This window comes from Rhodanobacter sp. Root561, assembly GCF_001427365.1.
Taxonomy (GTDB): Bacteria; Pseudomonadota; Gammaproteobacteria; order Xanthomonadales; family Rhodanobacteraceae; genus Rhodanobacter.
The window spans coordinates 18,835-42,214 of the sequence record NZ_LMGH01000001.1 but is presented as its reverse complement, the minus strand read 5'-3'; the positions used below and the strand labels follow the sequence as shown (position 1 = coordinate 42,214).

The 23,380-nt window shown below is 67.9% G+C and carries 19 protein-coding genes; 7 read left to right on the top strand and 12 right to left on the bottom strand.

Translation table 11 applies throughout. The features are described from left to right. Positions 1 to 52 precede the first annotated feature (52 nt). The 10 genes from ASD55_RS00170 to ASD55_RS00125 all read right to left on the bottom strand — a co-directional run bounded on the left by ASD55_RS00170 (position 53) and on the right by ASD55_RS00125 (position 14,765). Entirely contained in the window at positions 53 to 1,903 is a 1,851-nt protein-coding gene (locus ASD55_RS00170) for a hypothetical protein (protein ID WP_056762792.1), read from the bottom strand. Between the two features lie 26 nt (positions 1,904 to 1,929). Next, entirely contained in the window at positions 1,930 to 2,850 is a 921-nt protein-coding gene (locus ASD55_RS00165; RefSeq protein WP_056762791.1) for an ABC transporter ATP-binding protein, read from the bottom strand. A gap of 20 nt (positions 2,851 to 2,870) precedes the next feature. Next, the gene (locus ASD55_RS00160) at positions 2,871 to 3,281 is read right to left on the bottom strand and encodes a GntR family transcriptional regulator (protein WP_056714051.1); all 411 of its coding nucleotides are present in this window, start codon (positions 3,279 to 3,281) and stop codon (positions 2,871 to 2,873) included. An 88-nt stretch (positions 3,282 to 3,369) separates the two neighbouring features. Beyond that, positions 3,370 to 6,153 carry a hypothetical protein gene (locus ASD55_RS00155; RefSeq protein ID WP_056762789.1) on the bottom strand — a complete coding sequence of 928 codons (2,784 nt, stop codon included), beginning with the start codon at positions 6,151 to 6,153 and terminating at the stop codon, positions 3,370 to 3,372. 2 nt (positions 6,154 to 6,155) lie between these two features. Further along, complete coding sequence (locus tag ASD55_RS00150; RefSeq protein ID WP_056762788.1) at positions 6,156 to 6,977, bottom strand: carbohydrate ABC transporter permease; 822 nt, start codon at positions 6,975 to 6,977, stop codon at positions 6,156 to 6,158. Further along, a complete protein-coding gene (locus ASD55_RS00145) occupies positions 6,974 to 7,852 on the bottom strand; it encodes a sugar ABC transporter permease (RefSeq protein WP_056762786.1) in 879 nt (292 codons plus the stop codon). The genes ASD55_RS00150 and ASD55_RS00145 overlap by 4 nt, the downstream gene beginning before the upstream one ends. Beyond that, the gene (locus ASD55_RS00140) at positions 7,849 to 9,174 is read right to left on the bottom strand and encodes a sugar ABC transporter substrate-binding protein (RefSeq protein ID WP_056762781.1); all 1,326 of its coding nucleotides are present in this window, start codon (positions 9,172 to 9,174) and stop codon (positions 7,849 to 7,851) included. The genes ASD55_RS00145 and ASD55_RS00140 overlap by 4 nt, the downstream gene beginning before the upstream one ends. Next, entirely contained in the window at positions 9,171 to 10,634 is a 1,464-nt protein-coding gene (locus ASD55_RS00135) for a glucoamylase family protein (protein WP_056762779.1), read from the bottom strand. The genes ASD55_RS00140 and ASD55_RS00135 overlap by 4 nt, the downstream gene beginning before the upstream one ends. A 128-nt stretch (positions 10,635 to 10,762) precedes the next feature. After that, the gene (locus ASD55_RS00130; protein ID WP_056762777.1) at positions 10,763 to 13,594 is read right to left on the bottom strand and encodes a TonB-dependent receptor; all 2,832 of its coding nucleotides are present in this window, start codon (positions 13,592 to 13,594) and stop codon (positions 10,763 to 10,765) included. A gap of 160 nt (positions 13,595 to 13,754) precedes the next feature. Beyond that, positions 13,755 to 14,765: a LacI family DNA-binding transcriptional regulator gene (locus ASD55_RS00125; protein WP_056762774.1), complete on the bottom strand. Its 1,011-nt coding sequence runs from the start codon at positions 14,763 to 14,765 to the stop codon at positions 13,755 to 13,757. A gap of 402 nt (positions 14,766 to 15,167) precedes the next feature. Between ASD55_RS00125 and ASD55_RS00120 the strand changes: the two genes are divergently transcribed. Beyond that, positions 15,168 to 15,623 carry an SPFH domain-containing protein gene (locus ASD55_RS00120; RefSeq protein ID WP_056714074.1) on the top strand — a complete coding sequence of 152 codons (456 nt, stop codon included), beginning with the start codon at positions 15,168 to 15,170 and terminating at the stop codon, positions 15,621 to 15,623. 151 nt (positions 15,624 to 15,774) lie between these two features. Continuing rightward, the gene (rsmG, locus tag ASD55_RS00115; RefSeq protein WP_056762772.1) at positions 15,775 to 16,407 is read left to right on the top strand and encodes a 16S rRNA (guanine(527)-N(7))-methyltransferase RsmG; all 633 of its coding nucleotides are present in this window, start codon (positions 15,775 to 15,777) and stop codon (positions 16,405 to 16,407) included. 185 nt (positions 16,408 to 16,592) lie between these two features. Here rsmG and ASD55_RS00110 read toward each other — a convergent pair whose 3' ends face one another. Next, positions 16,593 to 17,948: a GH1 family beta-glucosidase gene (locus ASD55_RS00110; protein WP_056714626.1), complete on the bottom strand. Its 1,356-nt coding sequence runs from the start codon at positions 17,946 to 17,948 to the stop codon at positions 16,593 to 16,595. A 131-nt stretch (positions 17,949 to 18,079) separates the two neighbouring features. Here ASD55_RS00110 and ugpC point away from each other — a divergent pair, with 131 nt between their 5' ends. From ugpC to ASD55_RS00085, 5 genes are all read left to right on the top strand, one after another. After that, a complete protein-coding gene (gene ugpC, locus ASD55_RS00105) occupies positions 18,080 to 19,171 on the top strand; it encodes a sn-glycerol-3-phosphate ABC transporter ATP-binding protein UgpC (protein WP_056764363.1) in 1,092 nt (363 codons plus the stop codon). Positions 19,172 to 19,249: 78 nt separating this feature from the next. After that, complete coding sequence (locus ASD55_RS00100) at positions 19,250 to 20,128, top strand: ParA family protein (protein ID WP_056762769.1); 879 nt, start codon at positions 19,250 to 19,252, stop codon at positions 20,126 to 20,128. A 3-nt stretch (positions 20,129 to 20,131) separates the two neighbouring features. Continuing rightward, on the top strand, positions 20,132 to 21,001 hold the full coding sequence (locus ASD55_RS00095) for a ParB/RepB/Spo0J family partition protein (RefSeq protein WP_056762766.1): 870 nt from the start codon (positions 20,132 to 20,134) through the stop codon (positions 20,999 to 21,001). Between the two features lie 197 nt (positions 21,002 to 21,198). Then, entirely contained in the window at positions 21,199 to 21,915 is a 717-nt protein-coding gene (locus tag ASD55_RS00090) for a glycosyltransferase (RefSeq protein WP_007809932.1), read from the top strand. 79 nt (positions 21,916 to 21,994) lie between these two features. Beyond that, positions 21,995 to 22,363 (top strand): DUF488 domain-containing protein, encoded by a 369-nt coding sequence (locus ASD55_RS00085; RefSeq protein ID WP_056714614.1) that lies wholly within the window; start codon positions 21,995 to 21,997, stop codon positions 22,361 to 22,363. 10 nt (positions 22,364 to 22,373) lie between these two features. Here the strand turns inward: ASD55_RS00085 and ASD55_RS00080 are convergent, their stop codons facing one another. Continuing rightward, positions 22,374 to 23,327, bottom strand: coding sequence for a patatin-like phospholipase family protein (locus ASD55_RS00080; protein ID WP_235577680.1), 954 nt, complete (start codon positions 23,325 to 23,327; stop codon positions 22,374 to 22,376). Positions 23,328 to 23,380 lie beyond the last annotated feature (53 nt).

Genomic DNA, 23,380 nt, shown 5'->3' with positions numbered 1-23,380 from the left:
ATGCTGACGGGCCGCATCATCAAGGGGACGAGGCGGCCTGCGCCGCGCGTGGTCAGGCGGTTGCGGGCAGCGGCTTGCGTCGGGACGGCGCGTATTCGCCGGCGGGATACAGCAGCCACAGGCTGGCCAGCGCCGGCAGTCCGACCACAGCGCAAGCCAGCAGCCAGGCCAGCCGCGCCGGCGTGGACAAGGCGCGTCGACGGCACAGCCAGATCGCCGCCAGCAGCGATAGCAGCATCAGCGCGCCGGCGAACAGCTGGATGCGGCGGGGAATCGGCGGCGCTGCGGTGGCGTCCAGCGGATCGTGCACCGCGAACAGGTCCAGCGCCGCCACGCGCAACGCGTACAGCGCCGGCGATGGCCACCACGCCTTGTAGCGGTACAGCGCAGGGTAGTCGTAGCCGATCGCGCGACGGGCGGCTTCGGTGACGTGGCCGGCGTCGTCCAGCCACAGCACGCTCTGGTACGGCGCCACGCCGGTGAGCTCATGTGCGTAGGTGGTGAAGGAGAACGACACCAGGTAGCCGTCCACCAGCTCGATCAGATCGATGTTGCTCAGGTCGCCGCTGCGGCCGGGAATCGACAGCCGCTGGCGCGGGCTCAACAAGGCGTCGCTGGCAGCCGCGTCGCGGCCGTCGAAGAAGTACAGCGCGCGATCGCTCAATACCACCAGGCTTTCGCCCACCGGCGTCACCCCGGCCAGGATTTCACCGGCGGGCAGGCGGATGCGCTGCAGCGCCTGATGGCTGGCGCTGACGTAGTGATACAGCGTGTTGCCGGCGACCAGCGCGCCATCACCCCTGGGCAACGCCGGCAGGCTGCCGGCCGCCTGCGCCGGTGCCGGGAACGCGGCATCGCCGGCGCCCACGCCAAGCTCGCCGAAATGGCGGCCATCGGTGAGGCGGTAGCCTTCGAAGCGCATGCGATCGTGGCTGAACACCCAGCGCACGCGCAGTTCCTCGTCGTCGAATTCCATCTGCGCCGCCGCGGCGTGAGTGAGTTCGTTGCGCACCGGGGTGGCCGCCAGCTGCGAACCGATCTCATGCACTTCGGACAGCGCCACCTGCTCGCGCCACAGCGGCGCCTGCGCCGCGCGGCTGACGGCCAGGCCCGCCAGCATGCGCTGCTGCGACGTCATCCGTTCGGTTTCGTTGTGGCCGCCGGGTGGCGGCACACTCATGTTGTTCGGATGCGTGCCCTGCATGATCCACAGCATCTCCACGCCGAAGCCCAGCAGCAGGGCCAGCAGATAGACGCCCATCTGCAGCGGCAGGGCGGTGATTGCGGTGGCGGCCAGCGAACGCGGCGGCGCACTGAGGTCGGGCTTGAACGCGGCCAGCACCATCGCCGCCAGCCACAGCAGGGCCAGCGCCTGCACGATCAGCATCCGCGGACCGATGGCCTGGCTCACCGCCAGCAACACCAGGAACACCAGCGCGCAGGTCGAATGACGACGACCGCCGAGCATGCAGTAGGCGCCGGCCAGGTAACCACAAGCGGCGATCAGCAGCGCGGCCAGCGGGAACAGCCAGTGGCGCAGGTCGAACACGCGTGCGGTCATGCCGTGCTGGTAGACGGCGATCAGCAGGATCGGCAGCGCCGCGGCCAGCGCCAGCAACACGACGCCCGCACCCAGCAGCGCCGCGGCGATGCGCCAGTTCGGCAACGGCCGGTGCAGCAGGTTCAGCCAGGTGCTGGGACGCCGGTAGCTGCCCATCTGGAACAGCCCCAGCAACAGGCCGACCAGCGCGTAGACGCCGCCGAACACGCGGTAAACCAGCAGTGGCTGCTGCGCCAGGTCGACCACCCGGGTCAGGAAACCCAGCACCAGCAGATGCAGCACCGCGCCGGCGATGGCCCAGCTGCGGAAGCGCAGCAGTTCGGCCCTGAGAAGATCGCGCATGTTGTTTCCTCGAAGAAGGGCGGCGCTCAGGCCGCGGCCGGTACGGCGTGGTTCTTGGCCAGGAAGCCGTTGACCGCACGGTCCAGGCTCACCGGCATGCTCTGCACCGAACGCGCGCCGCTGGCTTGCAGGAAGCTGGCGAAGTCCTCGTCCTGGTCCAGCACCAGGTAGTGGTGCAGGCCGTCGATGCGCTGTACCTGCAGCAGTCCGGGCACGCTGGCCGGCGGCGGGCCGGCGAACGGGATGTCCGCCACCCAGTGGGTCACCCGCGCGCAGAAATCGTCGGGCGCCGACATGTTCATCAGCCGGCCGCGTTCGAGGATGATCAGGTTGTCGGCGACCCGTTCGACCTCTTCCATCTGGTGCGAGCAATAGATCACCGTGCACTGGCCGGCCGCGTTCGAATACAGCAGCGATTCGAGGAAGGCGCGCTTGGCCACCACGTCCAGCCCCAGGGTCGGCTCGTCCAGCACCAGCAGCTCCGGCCGTTGCGCCAGGGTCAGCGCGAGGTTGAAACCGGCGCGCTCGCCGCGCGACAACTGGCCGACCTTCTGCTCCGGCAGCACGTGGTAGTGGCCGATCACCTCGTCGAACGCGCGCTGGTCCCAGCGCGGGTAGTGGTGGCGCTGCATCGCGGTCACCGCCGCCACGCGCATCCAGTTGGGCAGCGTGTGTTCCTCGTTGACGAAACCGATGCGGCCGCGGTCGGTCGGTGTCAACCGCTGGCTGTCGCGGCCGAGGATGCGGGCCTGGCCCGAGCTCGGCGGCAGGAAGCCGAGCAGGATGCGGAACAGCGTGGACTTGCCCGCGCCGTTCGCGCCCACGATGGCGTGGATGCGGCCGCTGGCGATGCGCAGGTCCAGCTGGTCCAGCGCCAGCTTGGTGCCGTAGCGCTTGCACAACGCTGCGGTCTCGATCACGTACTCGGAAGGCGTGGGCTCAGTCATGCTCGTCTCTCGCCTCCGGGTCAGGCGGATTTCTTCGGGGCCAGCACGCGCAGCGCGCGTTCCAGCCGGCTCAGCGCGCGCTCGGGCGGATAGTCCAGCGCGGCCACCTCGTGCACGAAGTTCTGCACGGCGTCATCCATGCGGCGGTCGCGTTCGGCATTGCTCAGCCGCTGGCGCGGCGTGGCCACGTACAGGCCCAGGCCCTGGCGCGACTCCAGCCAGCCGTCACCGGTGAGTTCGGCGTAGGCCTTGGCCACGGTGTTCGGGTTGATCGTCAACTGCTGCGCCAGTCCGCGCACGCTGGGCAGCTGCGCGCCGACGGCGAGCTCGCCGGTGGCGATCTTCATGCGCACGCCGTCGACGATCTGCTTGCTGATCGGCCGCGGATCGCCGGTGGCGATCTGGATCAGCAGGGCTTGGGTTCGGGCCATCAGGATCTCCGCTTGGCTGTACCTTGTGTACTGTGTGCATTAGTACAGTAGGGGCGACGTCGCGGTCAAGCGGTTTTCGCCGTCGGGATCAGCGGGCGGGGTCGATCTGCACCGTGGCGGGCAGCGAGCGGACGACGATCTCGCCGTGCCGCCACGCCACCGGCGCACCATTCAGCCGCGCCGTGCCGCGGGGCTGGCCGCCGTACGGCCAGCGCAGCACCAGGCCGCCGGGCGGCATCGCGTTGCCGGCCGGCAGCGACAGCTCCAGCCGCCCGTCGTGTTCGCGCAGGCGATAACTCAGCTCGCCCCAGGGCGTGCGCAGGTGCGCGATGCCGATGCCCTCGCCGCGCAGCCAGTCCACCGGCATGCCGTCGGCCAGCACCAGCGCCTGGTCGCTGCGGCGCTCCCACGCAAACAGGTCGTACAGCGAGCGCAGGAAGTCCGAGGCGATCCACGCATGCGGCATGTCGCCGACAAAGCGCGGCTCGCGTGCGTCGCGACCCACCACTTCGGCCCACTGGTTCCACCCCGCGGGTCGGCGGTCGGCCATGAAGAAATCGAGCAGCGCCGGCACCCGCTGGCGCCAGCCCAGCCGGACGAAGGCCGCCACGTTGCGCCACTCGTACGGGGTGTAGTCGTGCCACGGCTGGCTGCCGTCGCGCCGCGCGACGAAACCCTGCCAGTAGCGCTCGAAGGTCCGCAGCAACAGCGCTGGCGGCAACCATGCCTGGGCGCCGCCGGGCGACAGCGCGATGGTGGTGGAGGTAGCGTCGAAGTCGCCCAGCTCGGCCGCGCCGGGAATGAAGTCGATGCGGTGCTCGTGCATCGCCGCCAGGATCGAGGCCTGCAGGTCGGCGCGGAAGGCATCGCGCGAGGCGGCGTAGCGGATTGCCTCGTCGTGCCTGCCCAGGGCGCGCGCCAGCTCGACCGCATCGTCGTAGCCGCGCAGCGCCCAGAAGTCGTCCCAGTACGAATGCATCGGCTTGGCCGAGTAGCCTTCGTGGCTGATCGAGGCCGGCATCAGGCCGTAGCGCGAGCTGCCCTGCTGCGCCGAGGTGCGCTCACTGGCGCGCAGCCGATCCATGTAGGCCATCGTGCGTTCCACGTGCGGCCACAGCCGCTGCAGGCCGGCAAGGTCATGGCTGTAGCGCCACCATTCGGCGATCGCGAACAGCAGTTCGCCGGGACTGTCGTTCTCCACCACCGGGTCCGAGCCGCGCGCATCGACGCAGCACGGCACCTTGCCGGTGGCGAACTGGTGCGGCGCGTACCACTGCACGAACGCGCCCGCGACGTCGGCGTGGCCGCTGCGCAGCAGCGCCTCGCTCATCATCGCGCCGTCGCGAATCCACGTGCGCGCATACGAACGCGTGCCCGGCTGCAGCGCCGGGCCATCGCGCGAGATCAGCATCTGCGCCTGCGCGCTGCGCGCGGTGTCGACCAGCGCCTGTTGGGCAGCCGGCAATTGCAGGGTCACGCGATCGAGCTTTTCGCGCCATGCGGCCGCCACCTCGTCGCGCTGTTGCTGCAGCCAGCGCATGGCGTCGGCGGGAGGGGCGAACGAAGACGCATCCGAAGGCACCACCAGGCCCACCGTCACGGCCGAGTGAGCCGGCACGGTCTGCCGATACAGCAGCGCGCCTTGGGCGTAGCCGCTGTCGTCGTGCAGCGCGGTGATGCGCGGCCGCTCGCCGCGGGCCAGCCGCTGTGGCAAGGCGAGCTCGCCATGGCGGCTGCCGACGAACGCGGTGGGCGTCTGCAGCGGCACGACGCGCAGCGCCCGATTGACCTGCACGCCATGGCCATCCCGCTCGAGGTCGCGGATCGGGCTGATGCCGCCGGGCGTGTTGAGGAACTGGGTGGGCGGATTGACCTGGAACGGTCGCAACAGCAGGGCCAGCGTCAGCACGCGCGGTTGCGCGCCGTCGTTGTGCAGGCGGTATTGCAGCAGCAGGTTCGAGCGAGTCGACGTGCCGTTGGCGAAGGCCGTGGTGTCCAGCCGCAGGTCGTCGGCCTGCCAGTGCACGGTGGGGATCGGCAGGTAGCCGTCCTGCAGGCTTTGCGTGGCTTTCACCGTGGCCCAGTCGATCAGCGTGTCGCCGTCCAGCAGCATCGGCTCGATCGACCAGCCGCCCTTGCGCACCTCCACCGCGCCGTCCTCGGAGAGCAGCGCCGACTGCTTGGCGCCACCGTCCACGCCGACCAGGGTCCAGTAGCTCTGCTCGCCGGTGAAGCCGCGGGGATAGATGCCGCGGGGTGCGCTGCGCGCCTGCTGCATCAGCCGGGCATTCGGGGTGAGGCTGGCCGGCGCGGGCTCGTCGACGGGCGCGGGCGGCAACGGCGTCAGGCGGAGATTGCCGACGCAGAATTCGCCGCGACCGCCCTGCCCCGCATACAGGGTGAATTCCAGCGTCTGCGTGTGGCGCAGCGTGCGGCCCTGTGCCGGACCCCAGGCGGAAACGATGTCGCGCCTGCTGGCGGTGATCGTCTGCCACGCATCGGTCGGCCGGAAGTTCTCTTGTCGATACCACCACACGTTGTCGCCGCTGGCGTCGATCAGTTTCAGTTGCAGGTCGTTCGGCGGCATGTTGCCGCGCACGTCGAACGACAGCGCGTAGTTATCGGGAAAAGTGATCGGCAGCGTGCGACGCAGACTCGGCCCGCCGGACACGCCGTTGAAGTCGAAGTCCAGGCAGATCGCCTTGCCGTGCGGCCCGCTGGCCGGGCGCAGCTTGGCGCTGATGTCATCGGTGGCGATGGCTTGCCAGGCGTTCGGCTGGGTGAAGTCGTCGAGGGTTCGTGACGCCCCTTCGGCATGTGCGAAGTGGTTGATCGCGAGCAGGGCAAGCAGGGCGGGAAGGCAGCGGCGCATCGTCAGCCCTTCACGCTGCCCAGCAGCAGGCCTTCGAGGTAGTAGCGCTGCAGCGACAGGAACAGCAGCAGCACCGGCAGCACCGTGACCACCGAGCCGGCCATCATCAGCTCGCTGTCCTGCGAGTGTTCGCGCGCCAGCGAGGCCAGGCCGATCGGCAAGGTGTAGTGGTCCTGCCCGGTCAGCACGATCAGCGGCCACATGAAGTCGTTCCACGCGGCGAGGAAGGTGAAGATGGCCAGCGTGACGATGATCGGCTTCAGCAGCGGCAGCACGATCTGCGCGAAGATCCGCCACTCGCCGGCGCCGTCGATCCGCGCCGCTTCCAGCAGTTCGTCGGGAATGCCGCGGGCGTACTGGCGCACCAGGAAGATGCCGAACACGGTGGCCAGCGCGGGCACCACCACGCCGGCGTAGCTGTTCACCAGCCCGATGTACTTCAGCAGCAGGAACAGCGGCAGCATGGCCACCTGGGCGGGGATCACCAGTGCGCCCAGCAAGGCCTGGAACAGCCGCTCGCGCCCGGCGAAGCGCAGCTTGGCGAAGGCGTAGCCGGCCAGCAGGTTGCAGGCCAGCGACAGCACGGTGATGGTGCCGGCCACCAGCAGGCTGTTGAGCAGGTAGCGGCCCATGCCGGCGTGCACGAACAGTTCGCGGTAGTTGTTCCAGCTGGCATGGCGCGGCAGCAGCGGCGGCGGCAGCGCGCTGGCCGCGCCCGGCGCCATGAACGACACCGACAGCATCCACAGCAGCGGGAACAGCGCCACCGCCGCTACGCCGATCAGCAAGCCGTTGACCAGCGCCCTGGCCAGCCGCGGATTCATGCCTGCTCTCCGCGTCGGGACAGCTTCAGCATCAGAACGGTCACCGCGAACATGATCAGGAACAGCAGGAACGCCACCGCCGAGGCGGAGCCGAGGTTCCACCACTTGAAGCCTTCGTCGTACATCAGGTACAGCACGCTGACCGTGCTTTGCAGCGGACCGCCCTCGGTCATCACGTAGGGTTCGGCGAACAGCTGGAAGTAGCCGGACACGGTGAGGATGCCCACCATCAGCATGGTGGGTTTGAGCATCGGCAGGGTGATGTGGCGGAACTGCCGCCAGGGCGAGGCGCCGTCGATGCGCGCGGCTTCGTACAGGTCCGGCGGGATCGCCTGCAGGCCGGCCAGGAAGATGATCATGTTGTAGCCGAAGTTCTTCCACACCGCGAACGCGATGATCGTGGGCATCGCCCAGTGCGGATCGCCCAGCCAGTCCACCGGATGGATGCCGACCAGCCCCAGCACATGATTCGCCATGCCGTATTTGGTGTTGAACAGGTAGCGCCAGATCACCGCGGTGGCTACCACCGTGGTCACCACCGGCGCGAACAGCGCGGTGCGGAAGAACGGCTTGCAGCGCGCCAGTGGCGAGTTCAGCAGCATCGCCGCGCCCAGCGAGGCGCCCAGCGACAACGGCACGCCCACCGCCACGAAGTACATCGTGTGTCCCAGCGCCGACCAGAACAGCGGCCGCTGCAGCAGTTCCCAGTAATTGCCCAGCGCCACGAAACGCAGGTTGCGGATGTCGGCCAGCGCGTAGAGGTCGTAGTCGGTGAGGCTGAGCAGCAGCGCGGCCAGCACCGGCAGCAGGAAGAACACGCCCAGCACCAGCAGCGCCGGGGCGAGGAACAGCCAGGCCGTGCGTTGCGGATTCATGGCGTGTGCCCACGGATCTGATCAGGATGGGCGTGGTCGAGCACCCAGCGCCGTTTGGCCAGGATCGCGTCGGCGCGGCGATCCATCTCGGCGGCGGCCTGGTCGATGCTCAACCGGCCGGCGATCGCCTCGGCGGCGACCAGCTGCATCTCGTTGGCGATGCGCTCCCACTCCGGCACGGCCGGCGCGGGCCGCACCTGTTCCAGCTGCTGGCGGAACGCGCGCGCCTTGGGATCGTCATGCAGGGCGCCGCCCTCCCACGAGCTGCGCCGGGGCGGCATGTCGCCGAGCAGGTCGTAGAACTGCCGCTGCACCACGGGCTGCGACAGGTACTCGATCAGCTGCCACGCCGCGTCCTTGTGCCGCGAGCGACGGAAGATCACCAGGCTGGAACCGCCGGCCACGCCGATGCCGGAACCGGTCGGGCTGGGCAGGGGCGCGGTGGCCCAGTCGTCCTGCTGCGCTGCCGGCAGGCGCGCGCGGAATTCGCCGATGTTCCACGGGCCGGACAGGTAGAACGCATACACGCCGCGGCCGAACTCGGTCCACGGATTGCCCGCTTCGACATTGGTGATCGCTGGCGCCTGGCGCAGCCGGAAGGTGTCGACGTAGAAGGCCAGCGCCCGCCTGAAGCCCGCGCTTTCGAAATTGCCGTAGCGGCCGCCGTCGCGCAGCAGCCCGTCGCCGGGATGCGGGCCGTAGTCCTGCTGCAGCGCCAGCGACATCAGCTGCTCATACTCGTTGGTCGGCAAGAGGATGCCGTAGCGATGACGGGCGGGATCGCTCAATGCAGCAAGCTGTTGCCGCCACTCGACCCAGTTGCGCGGCGGTGCGTCGAAACCGGCGGCCTGCAACAGGTCGCGGCGATAGAACAGCAGCCGCGTGTCGACGTACCACGGCACGCCGTACAGCGTGCCGTCGATCACGTTGGTGGCCCAGATGCTGGCGAAGTAGTCGCGCGGCTGGATCACCCGCGAACGGTCGACCCGCGCCTGCAAGGGCTCCAGCGCGTGCAATGCGGCCAGCTCGGGCAGCCAGGTGTTGCCGAGCTGGCTGAGGTCCGGGGTGGAATCGCCGGCAAAGGCGGTAAGCAGCTTCTGGTGCGCGGCGGTCAGCGGCAGCTGCTGCACCCTGACCCGGATGCCCGGGTGGGCGCGCTCGAACGCGGGCAGCAACTTGATGATGGCTTCGCCTTCGCGGCCGATCGTCCAGAACGTGAGTTCGTGGTTGTCCGGCGCTTGCGTGCAACTGCCCAGCAGGGCGCTGCAGCAGGCGATCGCCACCAGCCATGCGTGCCACCACGGGCGCGCACGGCAGCTCATTTTTTCGACGCCTGCGCGGCCAGCCAGCCGCCTTCGAAGCCGGCGCACTGAAGTCCCTTGCGGATGTACGGGTTCTTCTTCATCACGTTCCAGACGAAGTCGCTGCGCCAGTTCTCGATCATCAGCACGATCGGCCCCTGGTCGATGCCCAGCTGCTCGCTGTCGACCCAGCCCATCGGCAGCACTTTGCCCGTGCGCAACTCCGTTTGCACGTGGAAGCTGGGGTTGAAGGCGTCGACGAAGCCGTGCCGGTTGTAGATCGCGCTGCCGTAGCGGCGCTTCATCTCTGCCAGCGCGGGAATCACCAGCTCGGGCGCGAACGCGATCGAGCCGGCGACCGCGGTGGGCACGAGGGTGCCGTCGTCGACCAGGTAGCCCAGTCCGGCGCCCCGCGCCGTGTAGCCGTAGAACTGGCGCTTGCTCTTGCCGTCCATGACGATGCCGCCGGGACCGTTGCTGGCGGTGAGCCCCCACATGTTCGGGCCGTAGCCGGTCCAGCCGCCCGGGTTGGCGATCGCGTAGTTCCTCTGGGCGATCACCGCGCGGCGGCTGTTCTCGAAATAGTCGAGGTCGTGCTGGCGGTTCCAGGCATCGCGGATGCCGCGGAAGTCGATCCACACATGGCTGTACTGGTGGCCGAACAACGGGCCGAAGTTCAGCAGTTGCTCGCCGTGGAAGCTGCCCCAGCTGCGGTCGTAGGTGCGGGTCCACGCCGTCCAGGCGTCGGCGTCCACCGGATGCGTGGGCGAGCCCAGCGCCAGCACGTAGACCAGCATCGCCTCGTTGTAGCCTTCCCAGTCGTGCGGGATGAACTTGCCGCCCGGCGTCCAGCCCATGCTGATCAGCGGCGCGCGCACCTGTGCCCAGGGCCAGTCGACCCGCCGGTAGATGCGGTCGGCCAGCGTGCGGATTTCCTGCTCGGCCGGCGTGTCGCGGTCGTAGTACGACTGCGCGAACAGCACGCCGCCCAGCAGCAGCGAGGTGTCGACCGTGGACACCTCGGTCCAGCGGGCGAAGCGCTTGCCGCTCTTCATGTCGAGGAAGTGATAGAAGAAGCCGTGGTAGCCGCTGTCATCGTCCTCGCTGTCGCCCTGCGGCGCGGTGTCGAAGAAGCGCAGCGTGGCAAGCGTGCGCTCCACCGCCTGTTCACGGGTGATGTAGCCGCGCTCCACGCCCACGCCGTAGGCGGTCAGGCCGAAGCCGACCGCGGCGATGCTGGAGAACGATTCGCCCGGATAGTGGTCGGGCACCAGGCCATTGGCCGGGTCTGCGCTGTCCCAGAAGAACTGGAAGGTGCGCTGTTCGAGGTCGTTGACCAGCGCCGGTACTTCGGGCGTGCTGGTTGTGGCGGGAGTGGGGTCCGGTCGGGCCTGCCAGGCCGGGCTGGCGGGAGCTGCCAGCACCAGGGCCAGGCCGAGCAGGAGGGAGGCAAGCCATGCGGGCCGGTGGGGAAACGTCATGATCGGTCTGCCGTACTTTGTGAGCGACGCCACCTGGACCCGCGGGGGAGCGCAGGTTCAGGTGGACGTCCAGACGTCCGTTCTCACGAAGCGGACGGATGAATCGGTACTGCCTTGCCGCGGGTGGATCAGAACGTGTAGCGGGCGCCGATCTGGAAGCGGCGGGTCTGGTTCGGGTCGGCACTGGTGGCGCGGCCGAAGTCCGGGTTCGGGTTCAGCGTGCCCCAGTTGTACTGGTTGTTGATGTAGCCGTTGTCGACATCGCGGTTGAACACGTTCATCACGTCGAAGCGCAGCTCCAGCGCCTGGCTTTCGCCCCAGCGGAATTCCTTGGCGATCGACAGGTCGAGGTTGAGGTACTTCTGGCCGTACTTGCCGTTCTTGTAGAAGATGCAGTTGTAGTCGCAGCCTGGCACGTTGGCGAAGTAGTCCCAGGGCAGGCCCGAGCCATAGGTGAAGATGCCGGTCAGGCGGGTATCCCATGGCCCGCGCACGATGCCATTGAGCACCAGGTGCTGCTTCTCGCCCACGTTGTCGGCGAAGTAGCCCGCCGGATCGACATAGTCCAGCGAGTAGTTGTCGCCGCCTTGCTGGCGCGCACGCTGGTAGGTGTAGGCCAGGCCCACACCCCAGCCGGACGCTTCGGTGTACGGCTTGTCGATGCTGACCAGCACGCTGCTGGACTGGGTCTTCTTGTCGGTGTTGTGCAGCACCACGCCGTATGGACTGCCGGGCATGATGTCGAGCGTGAAGCCCGGCAGTGGCAGGCGGTTCCATACCCAAGTGAACTGGTCGTAGCCCAGCACGCGGGCCAGCGTCAGCGAAGCGTTCCAGTCACCCATCACCTGGCGCACGCCCAGGCTGAACTGGTCGGTGTGCGGCGGTTTGGTGTTGTTGTTGACCACGTCGATTTCGGAACTGAAACCGGCCGAGCCGGATGCCAGCAGACCGTTGAGGCCGGCCGGCGTCAGGTAGCTCGGGTCCCATGCGATGGTGCCAGGGGTGACACCGCCGGGACTGAACAGGAAGGTGTAGTTCGGCACCAGCGAGTGCAATTCCTCCTGGCTGATCCAGTCGAACGGCGTGCGGTCGTAGTAGCGGCCGGCGCCGCCGAAGATCGTGGTGCTCTGGTCGCCGTCCTTGCTGACATCCAGCGAGAAGCCCAGCCGGGGCTGGATCGCCCCCTTGTAGCCGTCGCGGTTGTGGCCGTTGCTGATGTAGTTCTGCAGGCCCAGGTATTCCAGCGTGGGAATCTGCTCGGCTGGCGTCACGTAGTCCTTGTTCAGCGCGTTGGTCTCGTAATCCCAGCGGATGCCCAGGTTCAACTGCAGGCGTTCGGTGATGTCCCAGTCGTCCTGCACGTACAGGCCGAGCTGGTTGGTGTGCAGGTTGGCGCTGGCCCCGTTGGGCGCGTACACCGCCTTGTACGGCGAGTTGAAACCACCGGGATAATCCGCGCCTTCCTGGAAGTAGTAGGTCGGCACGGTGGCGCTGTTCTGCTCCAGCGTGATGCCGTACGCGGCGTACTTGATGCCCGCCTTGATCGTGTGGTCGGGCAGGCCGAACCAGGTGAAGTCGTCGCGGAAGGTACGCTGGTTCTGGCCCTTGTCCTGCAGGTCACCGCCGGCGCCGATCACCGCGATGCCGGGATCGTAGATGGCCCGCACCGTGCCGGATTCGGCCGAGGTGGGGTGCCATTTCGCCGTGCCCGCATCCAGCAGGAGGTCATTGGTGTAGCTGTCGCCGCGCTTCTGCCATTTCAGCAGCAGGTCGTCGACGTTGTTCTTGCGGTTGCTGCGCGCGCTGTAGGCGGTGGTGCCACCGAAGCCGAGCTGTTCGCTGTCGCGGCGCGTGGTCAGGCTGAGGTCGACGTTGTTGTCGTGGTTGGGCTGCCAGCTCAACTTGCCGAAGAAGGTCTTCTCGTTGAACGGCGCCGAGAACGTGCCGTTGTACTGGGCGAAGCGCGAGTCGTTGATCTGCACCGTGTTGTTGGCGGTGTCCTTGCGCTCCTCGTAGTTGATGAAGAACTGCGCCACGTCCTTGATGATCGGTCCGCCCAGGGTGAAACCGCGCTGTTCGCGCTTGTACTCGGGCTTCTTGACGTGGTTTTTCTTGTCGAACGAGTTCTGCGCGATCATCGACGTGTTCTGGAAGTAGTCGTAGAGCGAACCGTGGAATTCGTTGGTGCCCGACTTGGTCACCGCGGTGATGATCGCGGTGCCGGCCTGTTCGTACTCGGCCTTGTAGTTGTTGGTGAGTACGCGGAATTCCTGCACTGCCTCCTGTGAGAACGGGTTGCCGCGGGTGGAATCCTGGCCGGCGATGCCGCCCTTGAGCACGTTGTTCTTCAGGCTGGCGCCGTCGATGAAAACGTTTACATTCTCGGCCGACTGACCGCCCGACGAAAAGCTTTTCGAGTTGGGGTCGCGCGAGGTGGTCACGCCCGGCACCAGCTTGGCGAAATCCAGGAAGTTGCGTTCGTTCTGGGGCAGTTGCTGGATCTGCTTCTGGCTGATGTTGGTGGCCACTTCCGAGGTGCGCGTCTCGACCAGGGTGGTGGCGTTCACCGAGACGCCCTGCAGCTCGGTGGCATTGCTGGTGCTGGGTCCGGCCGCGGCGGCGCCGGCGTCCAGGTTGAGGTTCAGCGCCTGGCCGACCTGCACCGTGACGGTGCGGCTGGCGCTGCTGCCGTTGCCGCTGGCCACGATGGTGTAGCTGCCCGGGCTCAGTCCGGCCAGGGTGTAGTTGCCGTCCGCACCGACCTTCGCCTTGCTGACGAAACCGTTGGCGGTATTGGTGGCCACCACCTGGGTGGGCATCGCGCCCTGCGGTGCGCTGACGTGTCCGCGCAGGATCGCCGTGCTGGTCTGGGCGTGCGCGCCCGGCAGCGCGAATGCGGTGACCAGCAGGCCGGCGAGTGCCAGCGAGATGTGCCTGGATAACGTACGTTGATTGACCATGACTGACCCTCTCCCGTAATCGTTGCAAGGTGGTGGAACGCTCTTCCGTCGTTGCCGTGCCGTTGTCTGCGGACCGTTACCGCGGCCCGCCTGGAGTGCACCGACCCCTGCCCGGTGCGGTTTCTTCCGGCGCGATCCGGCGCCGGTATGTCGGTGTGTGTCAGCCCGAGGGTGCGGCGCTGGACGCCCGCACCACCAGCTCGGCGCCGACCCGTCGCCGGCTGCCCGCGCGCACGTCGTCCGGGTGGTCGAGCTGCTCGCCCAGCAGGGCCATCGCCTGTCCGCCGAGTTCCGCGATGTGCACCTGGATCGTGGTCAGCGGCGGCGTCACGTAGCGCGCCATCGGCACGTCGTCGAAGCCGCCCACGGCGATGTCCTGCGGGATGCGCAGGCCCGCCTCGCGCAGGGCCGCCAGGCAGCCGATCGCCATCATGTCGTTGGCGGCGAACACCGCATCCGGCCGTGGCCGCATCGCCAGCACCTGCTGGCCGGCGCGATACCCGGATTCTTCGCTGAAGTCCCCGCGCAGCATCATCACCGGACTGTCCGGTGCATGGCTGGCCAGCGATTCGCGATAGCCGAGCTCGCGCTGGGTGGCATCGCGGTTGCCCGGTGGGCCCTGGATGAACACGATGCGCCGGCGACCCAGCGACAGCAGGTGTTCGACCATCAGCCGCGCACCGCCGTCGTTGTCCACCGACAGGGCGCAGTAGTCGGTGCCGGACAGCCGGGTGTTGATCAGCACGGTGGGAAGATTCTGCGGCAGGTTCTGCCGCAGGAAGTCAGCATCGGCGTGGGGCGACATCAGCAGCAGGCCGTCGACCCGCCCCTGCATCGCGCGCAGGGCGGCCGCCGCCGCTTCCGCGTCATCGTGCGAGCTGGAGACCAGCAGGTGCAGGCCGCGCGCCCGCGCCGCCAGGTCGATGCCGCGGATCAGCTCGGAAAAGAACTCGCCGTACAGGTCGGGCAGCAGGGCGCCTACCGTGTTGGTGCGCCGGGTAATCAGCATGCGGGCGGCGGCGTGCGGCACGTAGCGCAGGCGCTGGGCCGCCTCGACGATGCGCCGGCAGGTTTCGGCGGTGACGCCATGACCGCCGTTCAGCGCGCGCGACACCGAGGCCACCGATACACCGGCCTCGCGCGCCACGTCTTTGATGGTTGCTGCTGGCATTGGTGACCCGATCCGCGAACAGGGAACCGCATTGCGGCGCCAACGTAAACGTTTTCATGGCGGATTGTAAAGCGCTTGTAAAACGATACCTCTGCTGCGCTGCGGCAGTCGCTCTCGATTGCCGCGCGCCGTCGCCGGCAGATCCCCTGATGCTGGCCCGCATTGACCGGTTTCCCGCTGCGGCGCTGCAGCAGCCCTCGATTTGGCACGATTCAGGCATGACATCCAGTGACTTGGCGGTTCTGTGACCGGAGTCATTCGCCGCCCTCGTCTGACTACTTGTTAAATTTTCAGTTTCGCCGTTAAATGAAGGTTAATCATTGTGGACTCAGGCAACTGTATCCTCAAGTTATCGCGGTTACTCAACAAACGATAGGCAACCTGCTGTTTTTCAAGACCATGATGACTGCTGCTCTCACCTTGCTGCTTGTCTCCACCGCGCTGATCGCCAGCGCCGTGCGTCATGTGCCGGCCGGTCAGGTCTACAGCCTGTATCGCCGCGGCAAGCTGGTGCGGGTGCTGCAGCAGGGAACGCATCTGGTGTTGCCGTTGCTCGACCGGGTGGCCCACAAGATCAACCTGGCCGGGCAGACGCTGCGGCTGGATGCGTCGCAGGAGGATGCCGGCGAGGTACGCGGCACCGTGTACTGGCAGGTGCTGGAGCCGGAGCGCGCAGACGCGGTGTTCGAACAGGTCGACCAGCTGATTCGCCGCGGCGCCCGGGAAGCGCTGCGCAACGAGCCCGTCGCTGCTGGCGCCGATCGGCGCGACCTTGGCGCCCGGATGAAACAGTCCTTGAACAGCGCGCTGCGCGAGCGCGGCATGATGGTGACGCGGGTCGAATTGGACGCCGCCTGAATCAAGGGGTCGCGCCAGGGCGTCCCAGAACGCCCGCGCCGCAGGGGATTTGCAGGTATTGAACCCGCCACGGCGGGTTTTTCTTTTGGCGGGGCTGGCAAGCGCGGCAGCGGCCGCCGATACTTTGCGGCCCCATGTGACGAGTGAACCGATGACCAGCCGCGACGCCCTGCAGGCACGACTCGAACAAGGCATCGCCACGCTTGGCCTGTCGTTGCCGCCCGAGGCGGTGCCGCGCCTGCTGGATTACCAGGCCCTGCTGCAGCGCTGGAACGCGGCGTACAACCTCACCGCGGTGCGCGATCCGGACGAGATGATCACCCGCCACCTGCTCGATTCGCTGGCGATCCTGCCGTACGTGCAGGGCCAGACCCTGGCCGATCTCGGCACCGGTCCGGGCCTGCCCGGCATCGTGCTGGCGATTGCCGCGCCCGATCGGCAGATCCTGCTGGTGGATTCGAACGGCAAGAAGGTGCGCTTCCTGCGCGAGGCGATCCGTTCGCTGAAACTGGAAGGCGTGCGCGCCGAACAGTCGCGGGTGGAGGACGTCGAAGGCCAGTTCGACTGCGTCACCGCGCGGGCCTTTGCCAGCCTCGCCGACATGCTGGGCTGGGGCGGTCATCTGCTGGCCCCCGACGGGATCTGGCTGGCGATGAAGGGCAAGCTGCCGGATGACGAGTTGCCGGGCATTCCGCCGGGTTTCGCGCTGCGCAGCACGCATGAGTTGAAGGTGCCGGGCCTGCCGGCCGAACGCCACCTGCTGGTGCTGGCCCGCGGCGCCTAACCGAAACCACCCCCGCGACCAGTCCGCTGATCCCTTCCCCCGCATGCGGGGGAAGGTGCCCGAAGGGCGGATGGGAGTGCGCGCGGCGCAGCCGCGCTCCGAGCAGCGAAAAGCAAAAGCACTACCCCATCAGCCCTTCGGGCAGCTTCCCCTGCGGGGCAGGGGAAGCGAAAGCTTCCGATGGGTCAGTCGTCCAGCACGGCGCCGTTGCTCTCGATCACCCGGGCATACAGTTTCGCGGTGGCCTTGGGCGTGCGCTGCTGGGTGGCGAAGTCGACGTGGTAGAGCCCGAAGCGTTTGGAGAAACCCAGCGACCATTCGAGGTTGTCCAGCAGCGACCACGCGTAGTAGCCCTTGAGGTTCACCCCGGCCCCGATCGCCTTGTGCAGCGCCTTGAGGTGCTTGCGCAGGTAGTTCGTGCGCAGCGGGTCGTCCAGCTCGCCGTTCTCGGCCACCGGCGGGTCGTAGAACGCGGAACCGTTCTCGGTGATGTACAGCGGGATGTCGCCGTAGCGATCCTTGAACCAGGTCAGCGTGTCGGTCAGGCCCTGCTCGAACACCTCCCAGCCGGTCTCGGTATAGGTCTTGTTCGGCTGGCGCACCGGCACCGCCTTCAGCGGGTAGGCGTTCGCGTCGTGCTTCACCACGGCGCGGGTGTAGTAGTTGATGCCGACGAAGTCGACCTTCTGGTTCGTCAGCTTGAAATCGTCTTCGGGAAAGTCCGGCCAGGCGTCGCCGAAGATCTCCTTCAGCTCGGGCGGATAACGGCCCAGCAGGGCGGGGTCGGCGAACTGCTCGTTCATATAGGCGTGCGCGCGGCGGGTGGCGGCCAGATCCTCGGCGCTGTCGCTGTGCGGGTACTTCGGCTCGATGTTGAACACCACGCCAATCTCGTGCCTGCCATGGGCGCGATAGGCCTGGATACCGGCGCCGCTGGCGCGCATCAGGTTGTGCGTGGCGATCGGCGCTTCGTACTTGTTGCGGTGGCCCGGTGCCAGTGCACCGTGCAGGTAGCCGCCGTCGGTGACCACCCAGGGTTCGTTGAGCGTGGCCCAGCGCGGCACGCGGTCGTCCAGCGCCTTGAACATCACTTCGGCGTACTCGGCGAACCAGTGCGCGATGTCGCGGTTGAGCCAGCCGCCGCGATCGTCCAGCGCCGCCGGCAGATCCCAGTGGAACAGCGTGGCGTTCGGCACGATGCCGTTCTCCAGCAGTTCGTCGACCAGCCTCGAGTAGAAATCCAGCCCCTGCGGATTGACCCGGCCGGTGCCCTCGGGCAGCACCCGCGCCCAGTTGATGCTGAAGCGGTAGCCCTTGAGACCCAGCGCCTTCATCAGCTGCACGTCGCCCTTGTAGCGGCGGTAGTGGTCGCAGGCGACGTCGCCGGTGTCGCCGTTCACCATCATCCCCGGCGTGTGGGCGAAGCGCTGCCAGATGCTGGGGCCGGCGCCATCGGCCAGCGGCGAACCCTCGATCTGGTAGGCCGACGTGGCGGCACCCCAGTGGAAGCCGTCGGGAAAGCGGAAACTGGGGCGTGTCATCGGGGTTCCTGCAATCAAAGTGCTTGATGTAAACGATTACATGGGCAGAATAGCCGAATGCCCCGCCGATGTGCAGACCAGCGCATGCTTCGTCGGGGCGGCCATCGTGGCCACCCGCACCGGAGATGCCGATGGCCGCCGTACAACTGGACCAGCTGCGCAAGGTCTATCCCAACGGCCACGTCGGCGTGGCGGGCGCCAGTTTCGAGATCGCCGACGGCGAACTGCTGGTGCTGGTGGGGCCGTCCGGCTGCGGCAAGACCACCCTGCTCAGGATGATCGCCGGCCTGGAAACGATCAGCGACGGCACCCTGGCGATCGACGGCCGCGTGGTCAACGACGTCGCGCCCAAGGATCGCGACATCGCAATGGTGTTCCAGAACTACGCGTTGTATCCGCACATGACGGTGGCCGAGAACCTGGGCTTCGGCCTGAAACTGCGCGGCCACAGGCAGGCTGACATCGACGGCCGCGTGGCGGCCGCGGCGAAGACGCTGGAGCTGGAGAGCCGACTGGCCTCGCGCCCCGGCGCGCTGTCCGGCGGCCAGCGCCAACGTGTGGCGCTAGGCCGGGCGCTGGTGCGCGATCCCAAGGTGTTCCTGCTGGACGAGCCGCTGTCCAACCTCGACGCGAAGCTGCGCCTGTCGATGCGGGTGGAGATCGCCCGGCTGCATCGCCAGCTCAAGGCCACCATGGTCTATGTCACCCACGACCAGATCGAGGCGATGACCTTGGGCCAGCGCATCGTGGTGCTCGATGGCGGCGTGATCCAGCAGATCGACACGCCGATGAACCTGTATGACAAGCCGGCCAACCTGTTCGTGGCCGGCTTCGTGGGCAGCCCGGCGATGAACCTGCTGCACGGCACCTTGCAGCAGCAGGACGGCTGGAAGCTGGTCACCGGTCACGGCGAGATCGCACTGGGCGAACCGCCGCAGGCGTCCGCGTGGGAGCCGTGGCGCGATCGTGCGGTGGTGCTGGGCGTCCGCCCGGAGGACCTGCAGCCGCAACCGTCCGGCACGGCCGCCCTCACCGCGCAGCTCGAAGTGGTCGAGCCGGTCGGCAACGAGGTCTTCCTCAACCTGCGCTACGGCAGCCAGCCGCTGGTCTCCCGCGTGGCGCCGCGAGCCCTGCCCGAACCCGGCAGCGCGGTGCCGTTGGGCCTGGCGATCGAGCGGCTGCACCTGTTCGATGCGGACAGCGGCCGGCGCATCGTGGCGTGAGCCAGGCGCCGGCCGGGCAGGCAAGCCGCGGCGGCAATGCTAATCTAGCCGTCCTTCGCGAACGGTAGCTATCCATCCATGGCCCGCATCATCGCTGTCGCCAACCAGAAAGGCGGTGTCGGCAAGACCACCACGGCCGTCAACCTCGCCGCGGCGCTGGCTGCGGCGAAGCGCAAGGTATTGCTGATCGATCTCGATCCCCAGGGCAATGCCACCATGGCCTCGGGCGTCAACAAGCGCGACATCCAGGCCAGCGGATGCGAAGTGCTGCTGGAGGAAGTGACCCTGGCCGCCGCGATCGTGCCCACCGATGCGCATTACGACCTGCTGCCGGGCAATGGCGACCTCACCGCCGCCGAGCTGAAGCTGATGGATGCGCTGGCCCGCGAGCATCGGCTGAAGGAACTGCTGGCCACGGTGACGGACAATTACCACACCATCCTGATCGACTGCCCGCCCTCGCTGAACCTGCTGACCCTGAATGCGCTGACCGCCGCCGACGGCGTGCTGATCCCGGTGCAGTGCGAATATTTCGCGCTGGAAGGGCTCTCCAGCCTGCTCGACACGGTCAAGGCGGTGCGCCACCGGCTGAACCCGAAGCTGGAGATCGAAGGCTTGCTGCGCACCATGTACGACGTGCGCAACAACCTCGGCAACGAGGTGTCGGCCCAGCTCACCCAGCATTTCGGCGACAAGGTGCTGCGTTCGATCATCCCCCGCAACGTGCGCCTGGCCGAGGCGCCCAGCCACGGCCAGCCGATCCATCTGTACGATCGCAGCTCGCGCGGCGCGATCGCCTATATCGGCCTGGCCGGCGAAGTGATCCGACGTGAGCGCGGGCTGCCGCGCAGCGGGCCGGTCGATCCGGTGGACGACATCGAACCGCCGGCGGCAGTATCCGCGCACGGCGACAGCGGCCCGGTGCTCAAGGCGCCGGCCGCCAACCATCAGGAATAAGGCATGGCTGCTGCGAAAAAACGTGGATTGGGACGCGGGCTCGATGCCCTGCTCGGCGGCGATGGTGACGCCACGCCGTCGATGCTGGCGCAGGAAGGCGAGCTGCGCATGCTGCCGATCCAGCAGATCCAGCCCGGCAAGTATCAGCCGCGGCGGCACTGGAACGACGAGGCGCTGGACGAACTGGCCGCCTCGATCAAGGCGCAGGGCCTGATCCAGCCGGTGGTGGTGCGCGAGCTGGGCAAGCACAGTTACGAGCTGATCGCCGGCGAGCGCCGCTGGCGTGCGGCCCAGCGCGCCCAGATGAGCGAGATCCCCGCGCTGATCAAGCAGGTCTCCGAGGCCGCCGTGCCGGCGATGGCGCTGATCGAGAACATCCAGCGCCAGGACCTCACCCCGCTGGAAGAAGCCGACGCGCTGAAGCGGCTGATCGACGATTTCGAGCTCACCCACCAGCAGGCCGCCGATGCGGTCGGCCGCTCGCGGGCATCGGTGTCGAACATGCTGCGGCTGACCGAGATGCCCGAGGCGATCAAGCGCCTGCTCGACGAAGGCAAGCTGGAAATGGGCCACGCCCGTTGCCTGCTGACGCTGGAGGAATCCATCGCCGTGCCGCTGGCACGCCAGGCCTCGACCCTGGGCTGGTCGGTGCGCGAACTGGAGGAAGCCGCCCGCCGCGCGCAGACCGCGCCCAAGGGCAAGGCCAGGAACGCGCCCGCGACCGACCCGAACATCAGCGCGCTGGAACGCGAGCTGGGCGAGCGCTTCGCCACCCGCGTCGAGCTGGCCCAGGGCCGCGGCGGCCGCGGCAAGCTGGTGATCCACTACCACAGCAACGACGAGCTCGACGGCATCCTCGGCAAGATCCGCTGAAACATGCCCTGCTCCCTCCCCTGCAAAGCAGGGGAGGGTCGGGGAGGGGGCGCTCTTGATCCTGGTTTTCAAGTCAAAAGCCACCCCCTCCCAGCCTCCCCCTGCTTCGCAGAGGGAGGAGCAGTGCGTGCTTTGGCATTAAACTGCCCCGTTGCCGCGTCACGCGCCGTACCTGTTTCCGCTGAAAGGCCTTCCCCATGCCGCAACTCTCCGTCGTCGTCCCCGTCTTCAACGAGCGCGACAACATCCCGCCGCTGCTGGCCGAGATCGCCGCCGCCCTGCGCGGCCAGGTCGACTACGAGGTCATCTACATCGATGACGATTCCAGCGACGACAGTCGCGCGGTGCTGGCGGCGCAGAAGGCGAGCCATCCGGAACTGCGCGTGCTGCACCACGTCACCCGCAGCGGCCAGAGCACGGCGGTGTGGAACGGCGTGCGCGCGGCGCAGTCGCCGTGGATCGCTACGCTGGACGGCGACGGCCAGAACGATCCGGCCGACATCCCGAAGCTGCTTGCCGCCCGCGACGCGGCATCGGCCGAAACGCGGCTGTTCGCGGGCTGGCGCACCACCCGCCGCGACAGTTTCAACAAGCGGATCTCCTCGAAGATCGCCAACGCGGTGCGCTCGCGCATGCTGCGCGACGCCACCCCGGACACCGGCTGCGGCCTGAAGCTGTTCGAGCGCGAAGTGTTCCTGCGCTTGCCCTACTTCGACCACATGCACCGCTACCTGCCGGCGCTGGTCAAGCGTGCCGGTTTCGCCGCCCAGAGCGTGCCGGTCGGCCATCGTCCGCGCACCGCCGGCGTGTCCAAGTACGGCATGCTGGACCGGTTGTGGGTGGGCCTGGCCGACCTGCGCGGCGTGGCCTGGCTGATGCGTCGCGGCAAGGTGACCAGGGTCGAGGAACTCTGATCCAGGTCACGTCGCCGGGTCCGGATGCTCGTATGCTGGGTGGTGTCCTCGGCTGAGCCGGAGCATCGGGAGACCGCCCATGAGCATTGCCGTCAAACGCGTCTACGAACCGGCCGCGACGACCGATGGCTACCGCGTGCTGATCGATCGCCTGTGGCCGCGCGGCCTGAAGAAGGACGCGGTGCCGCTGGACCTGTGGGCGAAGGAACTGGCGCCGTCGACCGCGCTGCGCCAGTGGTTCGGGCACGATCCCGCGTTGTGGGACGGCTTCCGCCATCGCTACGCCAGTGAACTGGACAAGCTCGCCGAACACTGGCAACCGCTGGCGCAACGTGCCAGCCGGCACAAGCTCACCCTGCTGTACGGCGCACGCGACGAGGAACACAACAACGCGGTGGCGCTGAAGGCCTATCTGGAAAACTGGCTGCACTCGCACGGGCCGCGCTGAGCCGCGCCCGTCACGCCTCGCGTTGCGGCGTGCCCGCCCGCGGCCAGCTGGCCAGCGCGGCGCGGGCCTGCAGCCGGCCCATCTCGATCAGCTCGCGCGCCCGGTAGAACTCATAGGCGCTGGCGATGTTGCGCGGCAACTCGATCAGCAGGTCCGGCTCGTAGGCGGCCAGGCGCAGCCGCGCCAGGTTGGCCTGCATCAGGTCCATCGATTGGGTCAGCAGGTCGAGCGTGCCCGGCACCGGCGGGTGGCTCTCGCCATGCGGAATCATCCGGCTGATGAAGTCGCCGATGCGCTGGCGGTAGCCTGATGACGCGTTCGCGTCGCGGATCGGCGGTTCCGGTGGCGTGCTGGTCACGGCCGCGCCGTCGACACTGACGGCGATCGTGTAGTCGGCGTTCTCGCGGATCAGCGGAGTCACCGGCACCGGATTGAGCAGGGCGCCGTCGACCAGCCGGTGACCGTCGATCAGGTGCGGGCGGAACACGGTGGGAATGGCGATCGAGGCGCGGATCGCGTCGAACAGGCAGCCCCGGCTGAGCCACACCTCGCGGCCCCGTTCGATGTCGGTGGCCACCGCGGTGAACGCCAGCGGCAGCTCCTCGATCTGCACGTCGCCGATCAGTCCGCGCATCGTCTCGATGATCTTCTCGCCCTTGATCAGTCCGCCGCCGGTGAAGGTCCAGTCGACCAGCCTGAGCACGTCGAGCTTGGCCAGCGCGCAGACCCAGTCGCGATAGACCTCCAGCTTGCCGCTGGCATGGATGCCGCCGATCAGGGCGCCCATCGAGGTGCCGGCGATCGCCACGATCCGGTAGCCCTGCGCCTCGATTTCCTCGATCACGCCGATATGCGCCAGCCCCTTGGCGCCACCGGCTCCCAGCGCCAGCGCCACCGTCGGCCCGAGTGGCGCGGCGGGCCGGTCAGGCGTGGTGGAAGAAGGCGCGGGTTGATGTGCTTTCATGGCAGGCATTCAATCACGAAATGCAGGCGTTGCCGTTGGCAGGCTGCATCGAC